Source organism: Povalibacter sp. (assembly GCF_036735925.1).
Taxonomy (GTDB): domain Bacteria; phylum Pseudomonadota; class Gammaproteobacteria; order Steroidobacterales; family Steroidobacteraceae; genus Steroidobacter.
Map to the genome: position 1 here is coordinate 44,509 of NZ_DAINNK010000026.1, position 11,987 is coordinate 56,495.

At 59.3% G+C, this 11,987-nt stretch carries 1 protein-coding gene; it reads right to left on the reverse strand.

Annotated elements, in window-relative coordinates:
• Window positions 1-11,987: calcium-binding protein (locus V7D81_RS10225; protein ID WP_324316289.1), on the reverse strand; the 11,987-nt coding region annotated here is incomplete at both ends.

Genomic DNA, 11,987 nt, shown 5'->3' on the forward strand with positions numbered 1-11,987 from the left:
ACCAACCTGGTAACTCGCGAATCCTGATTGCCCTCCTTCTTCGAAGAGGGCGTTGATCTGAACGCTGGTCAGCGTCTGATCCGTGAATTGCACGAAGTCGAGCTGGTTGCCGGTCACAGTGAACCAGTTCGTCACTCGAACGCTGTCGGTGTCCACCGCGTCTCGCAGCATCAACAGATCATCGCCTGAACGCGAGAATGTCACTTGCGAGCGAGTGAGATTCGTGAAATTCAGCCTGTCCAACGCTGCATCCGTGCTGCTGTTGTCGATCGTGTCGGCGCCGTGACCGGCCGAATAGCTGTAGATATCCGCGCCGTTACCGCCGATAAGGATGTCATCTCCTGCCATGCCCGCCAAGGTGTTGGCACCCGTATTACCGGTCAACACATTTGCCAACTCGTTGCCGGTCGCATTGAGTACACCGGTACCGGTCAGCGTCAGGTGCTCAACGTTTGCACCCAGCATGTACGAGACCGATGACCGCACGGTGTCGATGCCCTCTGCAGCATCTTCCGCGACCACGTCGCCGGCCTGCGCAACTATGTAGAGGTCGTTTCCGGTTCCACCTCTCATCGTATCGTTGCCGCTGCCTCCATCGAGCGTGTCGTTGCCGGCACCGCCGGCAAGGGTATTCGCACCGCTGTTCCCTGTCAGGATGTTGTCGAGCGTGTTCCCCGTGCCCGCAATCGCAGAGCTTCCTGTCAGCGTGAGATTCTCAAGATTGTCGCCCAGCACAAAGGCGATCGAAGATTGCACTGTGTCGATACCCTCGCCGGCAACTTCGATGATGGCATCTGCTGCGTTATCGACCACGTAGAGGTCGTCGCCCATGCCGCCTTGCAGCGAGTCAGCACCCGCACCTCCGTTGAGCGTGTCGTCGCCGGCACCACCAATGAGGATATTCGCACCGCTGTTTCCGGTAAGCAGGTTGTCCAGCACGTTGCCCGTGCCATTGATAGCGGCCGAGCTCGTGAGGGTAAGGTTCTCGACGTTTGCGGTGAGCGCATAAGTGAGCGAGGCCTGGACCAGGTCGATACCTCCGTCAGCGAGTTCCACGACGCTGTCCGATGCGTCACTAATGACGTAGGTGTCGTTACCCAACCCACCCGATAGTACGTTGGCGCCCGCGTTGCCAGTCAGCACGTTCGCCAGCTCGTTGCCGGTCCCGTTGATATTTGCCGCGCCAGTCAGCGTAAGATTCTCGACGTTGCTGCCGAGAACGTATGTCACTGACGACTGGACGAGATCCGTCCCGGCGCCAACATTCTCGATGACCACATCGTCGATATTGTCGACGACATAGGTATCATTCCCGGTTCCACCGCTCATGGTGTCCGCACCGCCACCTCCATTGAGAGTGTTGGCGCCGCTGTTGCCGACGAGGACGTTGTCGAGACTATTGCCGGTCGCACTGATTCCGCTGGAACCGGTCAGAGTCAGATTCTCCAGATTTGCACCCAGCACGTAGCTGACCGAGGATTGCACCACATCGATGCCTTCATCGACGAGTTCACTGACGACGTCCCCAGTATTATCGACCACGTAGGTATCGTTACCGGCACCTCCGATCAACTGATCCGCGCCGGCGCCGCCGTTCAGCACGTCGTCGCCCGCACCACCGATGAGGATATTCACGCCCGAGTTTCCCGTCAGCACATTATCGAGATCATTGCCCGTACCGTGGATCGCACTCGATCCCGTCAATGTCAGGTTCTCAACATGGGCGCCCAGCATGAATGTGATCGATGATTGCACGGTGTCGATGCCTTCATCCGCCAGCTCAATGACGATGTCACCCACGTTGTCGACGTAATACGTGTCGTTCCCCGCACCGCCGGTCAGCCTGTTCGCTCCGACGTTGCCCGTCAACACGTTATTCTGCTCGCTGCCCGTCGCATCGATATCGGCCGTTCCCGTCAGCGTCAGATTCTCGACATTCGAGGATAGCGTGTAAGTTACCGACGACTGGACCAGATCCGTGCCGGCGTTCTCGATCACGATGTCGTCGACGTGGTCAACCAGGTAGATATCGCTGCCCGCCCCGCCGCTCATACTATCCGCGCCCGTGCCGCCATCCAGTGTGTTGGCGCCGCTGTTGCCGACAAGCACATTGTCAGCCGCGTTACCGGTGCCGTTGAGCGCACTCGTTCCTGTCAGCGTCAGGTTCTCCAGGTTGATGCCCAGAACGTATGTGATAGAGGACTGAACCGTGTCGTTGCCTTCATCGGCGCTTTCCACGATCACGTCCCCGACGTTATCGACGACATATAGATCGTCTCCCATGCCGCCGGCGAGCTGATCTGCACCAGCACCGCCATTCAATGTGTCGTTGCCGGAACCGCCCGTCAGAGCATTCGCCGCACCGTTGCCGACAAGTACGTTGTCGAGTTCATTGCCGGCACCGTTGATCGCAGCACCACCTGTCAGTGTCAGGTTCTCGACGTTCGCAGCAAGTGCATGGGTAATGGTTGACTGAACCGTATCGACTCCCTCGGCCGAGTTCTCGACGACAACATCATCCGGGTTGTCGATTACATAGATATCGTTCCCGCCCGCCCCGATCAGCATGTCAGCGCCCAGCCCCCCGGAGAGCGTATTCGCCGCACCATTGCCTGTAATGACGTTGTCGAGATCGTTGCCGGTACCATTGATCGCGGCACTGCCCGTAAGGAGCAGTTCCTCCACGTTTGCCGCGAGCGTATATGTGATGGAAGCCTGCACCGTATCTCCGCCTGCGCCGACTGCTTCCACGACCACGTCTCCCGTATTGGCAACCACGTAGATGTCGTCACCGGCGCCGCCCTCCATGCGGTCATTGCCTGCACCTCCATCCAGGGCGTCATTGCCGTCGCCCCCCAGCAACGTATTGGCGCCGCTATTGCCCGTCAGGATATTGTCGAGTTCATTGCCCGTGCCAGTCAGGCCGCTGCTGCCGGTCAGCGTCAGGTTCTCGATTGCCGCAGATAGCACGAACGACACGCTGGACTGCACCAGATCAATGCCCTCGCCAGCGATCTCGATGATCATGTCGCCCGCACTGTCGACGACGTAAGTGTCGTTACCCGATCCGCCCTGCATCGTATCGGCACCACCCGCACCATTCAGCACGTTGTCAGCACTGTTCCCGATCAGTGTATTCGCCGACGCATTGCCAGTGGCATTGATGTTCTCGCTGCCGGTCAGTGTCAGATTCTCCACGTTGGCCGCAAGCGTGAAAGATGCCGAAGAAAAAACCGAGTCGATCCCGGCGCCTGCAGCCTCGGTAATCAGCTCGCTGGTCGCATCGACGACATAAGTGTCGTTTCCAACTCCGCCGGCGAATTGATCCACGCCTGCACCACCATCCAGAACGTTGTCGGCCGAGTTACCGGTCAGCACATTGGCTAATGCGTTGCCGACACCGTTGATAGCGGCAGTGCCGGTGAGCGTCAGATTCTCGAGATTCTCCCCGAGCGCGTAGCTCAGGGCGGATTGAATCAGATCAGTGCCCTGATTCGCTTCCTCCACGATGACGTCGCCGACATTGTCCACGACATAGGTGTCGTTCCCTGCCCCGCCGATCAGTGTGTCCGCGCCGGCACCTCCATTGAGAACATTGTTCCCGGAATTCCCGATGATCGTATTCGCAAGCTCGTTGCCGGTCCCGTTGATCGATGCCGAGCCGGAGAGAGTCAGATTCTCTACATTGCCCGACAGTGTGTAAGTCGCACTTGCAATCGCCAAGTCTAAGCCGGCATCTGCCGCTTCCGTCACAACGTCGGCAGTGCTGTTGACGACATACGTATCGTTTCCGCTACCACCAATCAGAGTGTCGTTACCGGCGCCGCCATCGATGACGTCGTCGCCTTCGCCTCCGGTCAGCACATTGTTCCCGGAATTTCCGATCAGGTGATTGTCGAGCGCATTGCCTGTCCCATTGATCACGGAACTACCTGTAAGCGTCAGATTCTCGAAGTAAGTGCCCAGCGTGAAGCTGACCGACGAGTGCACGGCATCGATACCCTCCTCCGCTTCCTCGATGACTGTGTCACCGGCGTTGTCGACGACGTAGGTATCGTTGCCCGCCCCGCCTATCAAGGTATCGGCACCGCCACCACCGTTCAGGGTATTGTTGCCGGAATTTCCAGTGATCAGGTTGACGAGGCTGTTGCCCGTACCGTTGATATCCCCGGTCCCAAGTAGTTCCAGGTCCTCGACGTTGGCAGCCAGGGTGTGCGTCACCGACGCGCGGACCATGTCGACGCCTCCGTTGGCGTACTCGGTAATGCTGTCCGCGCTATCCACGATGTAGATATCATTCCCGGCACCGCCCGCCATGATGTCATTGCCGCCACGACCATCGAGCACGTCGTTGCCTCCGCCACCGTCGAGAGTATTGGCGGCATCGTTGCCAATGACCATGTTGTCAAGGGCATTGCCGAACCCCGATATCGCATCGGAGCCCAGCAATAGCAGATGCTCGATCTGGCTCGATCCCATCGAGAAACTGACGATGCTATGGACGGTATCGATCCCTGCATCCGCTAATTCGGTAACCACGTCGCCGATGTTGTCGACAAGGTAGAAATCGTCACCTGCTCCTCCACTCATGATGTCTGCGCCAAGACCTCCGTCGAGAACATTCGCTCGCGCATTGCCTTCGATGGTGTTGTTGAGAGCATTGCCCGTACCGTCGATCAAGCCGTTCCCGACCAGGCGCAGTCGCTCAACGTGATTTGGCAGAGCGAGACCGATGACCGAGATGATCAGGTCCTCGCCTTCGCTCGCCTGCTCGATCACTACGTCGGAAACACTGTCAATGACGTACGTATCATTGCCCACGCCTCCCTGCATCTCATCGGCGCCGGCAGCACCATCCAGCATGTTGGCTGCAGCGTTGCCGATCAGAGTGTTATTCAGTGCATTGCCAATTCCATCGATTGCGGCCGTTCCGACCAGCCGCACTATCTCGATATTTTCGGACGCGTGATAACTGACTGACGATTCGATGGTGTCCATACCTTCGTCGTCGTTTTCCACGACGACGTCGCCGACGTTGTCGATGATGTAGAGATCGTCACCCAAGCCACCGACCATTGTATCGGCGCCCGCCATGCCGTCTATGCGGTTGTTGCCAGTGTTGCCGCGCAGGTAGTTGTTCTGGGTGTTGCCCGTCGCATCGATGTGGTTCGCGCCGTGCAGTACCAATGCTTCGGCGTGATGGGGGAGTGCGTAACTCACGGAGGCGTTAACGGTATCGTAGCCCTCCGCTTCCTCTTCCCGCACAACATCCTGGACATCATCGACGATGTAAGTATCGTTGCCGCCCCGGCCAATCATCGTATCGGCGCCACCGCGTCCATCAAGTTGATTCGCCGCTTCATTGCCGATCAGGCGATTTGCCGAGCCGTTGCCTGTTGCATCGATGGCTGCGGTACCGCCGAGGTGCAGATGCTCGAGGTGATCGGACAAGACGAACGAGACGACGCTATCAACGGCATCATCGCCGTCGCCCGGCTGTTCCACTATCAGATCTGCAGGGTTATCGACGCGGTACAGATCGTCTCCCGAGCCGCCAGCCATGATGTCCGCGCCCGCTCCGCCATCTAGGACGTCCCCACCTGTGCCTCCCGTCAGCGTATCGTTACCGCCGTAGCCGTAGAGGGTGTCCCCTATGGAACTGGCGGTCAGGACATCAGCCGCGTTGGAGCCGTGAACTACCGATGCACCGAGCAGATCACCCGACGTTACTACCGCGCCATCCGCGAACACGAACTGTTCGATCAGATCGCCTACTGTCGGGCCAGCGAAAAAGAGTTCCACAGTCAGACGATCACCGGTACCGCGCCTTGTTACCCAGAGGTCCGTCGGGTCGGTCTCGCTGCGAGTGAAGACGACCTCGTCGCGCGAGATCGTCGCGTCGAAAATGACGCGGTCGACCCCGGCATCCTGAACCTGGCCGACTTCCGTATCCCGAATGAGGTCCAGGCCGAAGCCGGCCGAGAACGCATAGGTGTCGCTCCCCGCGCCGCCGGACAATAGGTCGTTACCTAGACCACCGTTAAGCGAGTCCTCACCGGAGCCTCCGCTCAGAAAATCGTTTCCGATGCCGCCCTCAAGCTGATCATCACCCGCAAACCCATTGATCGTGTCGCTGCCTGCCAGGCCGTCGATGCGATCACGCATGGCAGTGCCATCAAGCACGTCGTTTCCTGAAGACGGTAGCATTCCATCGTCTTGAATAACCGCCTGTACCTCAGCAACACCCCATTGCGTTCCGGTGCTGGTGAACAGGAAACCGAGAAAGCTCTCCGAAAACTCCCATGACGTCGCACTCGAGAATGCCACGACCACCAAGCGATCAGTCGTGCCAACGTAGACGTACAGGGTCGCTCCTTCACGCATCATGCGCACGTTTCCAGGGGAAACCGAGTCATCGAATTTGACTCTTCCTCTGGCATACACGACTGTGTCGTAGTCGGAACCATGCCCGAAAACGAAACTTGCAGTGGAAGCAGGCGTGTAGGCATATGCGATCAGTTCGTCATCGCCTGGTCCGCCGATCAGCGTGTCGTATCCGCTATTGGAGATCAGCCGGTCATTTCCGTCTCCGCCGTGGAGTATGTCAAAGTGACTGTGCTCCCATATGCTGCCTGGGATGGGACCGTCTATCAGCGTGTCATCACCGCCGGCGCCGAACAGTGTGTTGCTCGAGGCATTGCCGACGATCCGATTGTTCCCGTCATCACCCGCGGCGGTCGTCACGGCAGCGGAGCCCAACTGGATGTTCTCTACGTTCTCATAGTCAGCCAGGGACGATGACAACGAAGCATGATTGATGACGATCGTGTCGATGCCTCCACCGACGATCTCGAATACAGTGTCCCCCGCGCCGAGTATATATGTGTCGTCTCCTGCGCTACCGATCAGGAGGTTTGCCGCCGTATTCGTGGCACCGTTGATTTGGTTTGCACCCCCGTTTCCAGTTCCGGAGATCGGCGCAGAACCAGTCAGGACCAGGTTCTCGACCAGTATTGGCAACACGAAAGCGATTGAACTTTCAACCGTGTCTGTTGCAGATCCAAGGTTGCGTTCGTCAACAATGTCGCCTTCATTGTCGACAACATAGACGTTGCGTGCGTCGCCGCCGATCATCCAGTCGGCGCCGGCACGACCATCGATCCGAACGACTCGACCGCCCGCAGTCGGCGCACTTGCATCGATTACATTGTCCAGATCGTTCCCCGACAGCACCTCGTTCTGACTCTCGTACCATGAATTACCGGGGTAGTAGATCAACCTCTCTACATTGGCCGGCAGAGAACCTCCGTAGCCAAGTTCAATGATGTACGTATCGTAGCCTTCGCCTATATTTTCGATAACGAAGTCATCGACGGCCGAGATGTTACTGGGTGCCCTTACTGTGTAGGTATCGTCGCCCGGACCACCTATCAGTGTATCGACACCACTACTACCGTGGAGACGATTGTTGCCGCTATTACCTGTAATTGTATTGTCCAGAAAGTTTCCGTTGCCAAACAGATCCGCCACGCCCTGGAGAACCAGACGCTCAACGTATGCTGGCAATGTGTAACTGGTTGTCGCGCAAGCTGTATCGATTCCACCACCAGCCGTTTCGACAATGCCATCATTTATGTGATCGACGGTGTATGTATCGTCTCCCGATGTTCCGGTTTGCGTATTTGCGCTGCCAGTCAGGTCCAGCAAACGAGCCGCCACATCCGCGGCAGTCCACACGGTTCCGCTGCTGAAAGCCAGGGATTCGACTGCACCTGCCGCGGTGTAGTAGTTGAGCAGCGTCAGTCGATCGAGGTTGTTGAGAATGATCAGGAGGTCGGCATTGCCGTTACTGTCAACATAGGTCTTGATTAGATCGACATCTGTCGACACGACGCCTTCATTGAAAAAAATTGTATCTGCACCGCCAACTTCAATGATCTGATCGATACCGTAACCCACACCGAATCGATAAGTATCGTTGCCCTCTCCACCGTAAAGAGCATCGGTTCCCGCTCCACCATCCAGATCATCGTTGCCAGCCTCGCCCTGCAGTGTGTCATTGCCCTCCAGACCGAGGAGCACATCATCTCCATCTGCTCCACGAAGCATGTCGGAGCCGGAAGTTGGTCCGTATAACCGCTCACGTACGTCAACCAACGTCCAGACAACGCCCGGCGCATCGGTGAAACGAATTTGGTCTATGACTTGATTCTGGCGTGCCGGATTGAGATAGCCGACGATTCTTACGGATGCCATCGCATTAGCCGTGAGATCCGCGTAGGAGAGATAGAGATCCTGACCCGACGGTGCTACTCGCAAGGTATCGGGATCAATGCCTGCTCCAAACAACAAGACGTCTATCGACAGCTCATCCGTATCGAAAGACTGAATCCTGTCTCCTCCGCCTCCCGGACGGACAAGGAATGTATCGCTCCCGCCGCCCCCTTCCAGGGTGTCATTGTCTGCACCACCATCCAGCAGGTCGTTCCCATCGCCACCGCGCAGCACGTCACTGCCAACTCCTCCGATAAGTTCATCATCTCCTGCATAACCCTCGATGATGTCATTGCCGGCTAGACCTGCGAGCACGTCGTCGTGCATCGTTCCATGAAGTTGGTCGCTATCTTCAGTTGCATACTGGGCACGAAACCGAATGTCCTGGGCGGACCACAGTAGGTCCGGGGCAGCATCGAATTCGATACGATCGAGGCTGGCAGCCGGAACCAACAATGCAGCAGGCACGGTAATGCGATCAGAACTGTCCAGCGAACCATTCTCGTTCCTGAACCTGACGACCAAGTCACCATTGTTGCCAGTGGCAAGTACGACCGTTCCAGGGGCGACGGTGTGCGAGAACCTCAGACTGTCAAGCACTACACCAACCGGATCGCTGACCTGGAACGTCCTGTGACCATCGCCCCTACTGTATAGGAACACATTGCTGGCCTGCTCCTGCCACGGAATCGTATCGGGGGTGTACATCGTGCCGTTCGACAGTACGATCTCATCTAAACCCGCATCGTCGAAGTAGTCCGTAACCAGCACTTGGTCTGTAGAGTTGCGCAGCCGCACCAGCAGCGACTGACCGATGCGGAAGAATTCCACATCCAAAGGCGAGATCGATGAATCGATGACGAGACGATCTGTCGATGCCGCTTCGTTGTCGAAGTTATTGATCGTGTCCGCGCCCGAGCCCTGCCGCAGAATGTAGGTATCGCTGCCGCTGCCACCGGTCAACAGATCGTTCCCGCCGCCCCCGTCGATCACATCATCACCGGCGCCGCCGCTGATCGTTTCCGCGGCGGAGGAGCCGGTAATGAGATCGTCGAACGGCGTGCCGGCGAAGGCAGCCATACCGGTGATATTAGTGATCGAGATGCCGCGCGCTTCAAGCAGTTGCCGCCACGATAGCGTCGTTGCATCCGAGAAGCGGATGGCATCTAGCGTGCGCAGCCCACCCACCGGATCCTCTATCGAAAAATCATTGAGCACGACCGCATCACCCTGACCCAGCTCAAGGGTGGCTTTGCCACTACCGGCATCGGCGACGAGGACAACATCCGAGCTGGAGATGCCCTCTCCCAGGACGAGCACGTTGCTCTGTGTACCTCCCGAAGCCTCGAAGGTGCTCAGATCGGTAAGGGTGTCGCGGCCGTCGCCGCGAGCGAACAGGTAGGTGGTACTGCCCTGCCCGCCAACCAGCAGATCATTCCCCTTGCCGCCGGAGATCGTGACATCGCTGCCGGTGCTGACGATCGTGTCGGCGCGCACGCCGCCGTAGAGCGATACGCCGCTGACGGTGGAATTCTGATTCGCTGCCGCATCGAGCCGCGAACCGAGCAACGCCGCGGCGGACACGAACACACCATCGGCGAACTGGATGGACTCGATGGAGCCGGCCAACGCATCGCGCAGCACCAGCCCAAGCGTGCCGTCGCTGGAGGCGAGGTTCACCGAGCCGGCCGCCGCGCCCGCGGTGACTTGCACCTGCGTCGAGGTCAGGCCGCTGAAGAAGATGACCTGATTGCGCCCCTCGGTGTCGATGATGCCGTCGGCGACGTTGTCGACGATCTGGATGTCTTCCGCGGGGAATATATAAGTGTCGTCGCCCGCCCCACCTTGCAGCACGTCAATGCCGCGACCGCCGGAAAGAATGTCATTGCCGACCCCGCCGAGCAGCGTGTCGTTCCCATCCTCACCGTACAGCGCATCGTCGCCCTCGCCGCCGGACAGACCGTCGTTGCCGCTGCCACCGAACAGCTCGTCGTCACCGCCGCGTCCGTACAGCGAGTCGTTGCCGGCACCACCCTCCAGCGTATCGTTGCCGATCAACGCCGGCATCGCGCCATTGTCACCATCGAGAACGTCGTCGCCGTCCCCGCCGATGAGATGGTCATCGCCGCCCAGGCCCCAGAGCAGGTCGTTGCCCGCCCCTCCGTCCAGCGTATCGTTGCCGTGATAGGCGGCATCGAGCGTCACTTCGTCGCCGACCAGTTGATCGTTGCCGTCCTCACCCAGCAATGTATCGTCGCCACCCCAGCCAAAGACGACATCGTCTCCTTCACCCGCGGCGATGTGATCATTCCCGTGAAACGCCACCGGCGTCCGGCTGAGCACGTCATCGCCATGGAGCGTGTCCGCGCCATCACCGCCTCGCAGGCGATCCGCGCCGCCGCCACCCACCAGGACATCGGCTCCGGCACCGCCATCGAGTACATCGTCTCCTTGAAACTCGCCGGCCAGGCCGGCAACGCCCTGATCGCCGTACAGGATGTCCGCACCTTCTCCACCGATGAGTTCGTCGTTCCCGCCGCTACCAACCAGGGTGTCATCGCCCGCCCCGCCATCCAGATAATCGTTGCCGTGCAGCGCTGGATTCAGTCCGGGCGCATCCCGATCACCGAACAGTTGGTCGTTGCCCGCCTCGCCGAACAGCCAATCGCTGCCACCATCGCCGATGAGCTGGTCATTCCCTTCGCCACCTTCGAGAAGGTCATTGCCGTACGCCGCACCCGGAGTGATGCCGCCATCACCGCTCAGCAGGTCATTGCCGGCACCGCCGATGAGCCAGTCGTGCCCACCCCCGCCGTGCAGCTGATCGTCACCGGCGCCGCCGTCCAGAAAATCGGCACCGTTCTCAGCGGATGCCACCACGACATTGCCGTCACCATCGCCGTACAACACGTCGTCACCGTCGTCGCCGTACAGCGTGTCGTCGTTGCCGAAGCCGATCAAGGTGTCGTTGCCATCCCCGCCATGCAGTTCGTCGCGACCGCCCTCGGCAATGATGGAGTAGTTGAACAACCCCGGGTTGGTGGCCTGCTGATGATCGCCCAGCAGCAGATCATCGCCCGCGCCGCCGCTGAGGATGTCGTCGCCTGCTTCGCCCGCAAGAAAATCGGCGCCATCGCCACCATCGACGACATCGTTGCCGTCACCGGCGTAGACACCGTCATCGCCATCGCCTGCGTCGATGTAGTCGTCGTGTCCGCCGAAGTAGCCTGCACCAGCGGTGCCCCAGATGAATGCTCCACTTGGACCTGCTTCGTAACCCCAGCCCAGTCCGGAGAACACCGGTGTATTGCCCTGGCCATAGGGCACATACGTTTCTCCGTCAGTAGAGCCCAGCGCAGAACCCACGTTGGACGCGATGCGGTCACCGAAGATCAGGTCGTCTCCCGCGCCACCCGTGATCCGATCCGACCCCAGACCGCCATGAATCAGGTCCGAACCGGCGCCGCCATCGAGTTCGTCGTCACCGCCGAAGCCGTCCAGCGAATCGTTGCCCTCCAGTCCGAACATCCGATCGCCAGCCGTGTCGCTGCCGCGCAGGTTGTCCATGTCCTGATAGGCGCGCCCCATTCCGCTGCCGCTGGCCACCCAAGCCGGCGGCCAACCGGCCACCGGCGGTACGGGCACGACATCGTCAGGGGTCTCGCCCGCTTCCGGGTAGTCGCCGAACGTCAGCACGATGCCGAGCTGTCCCA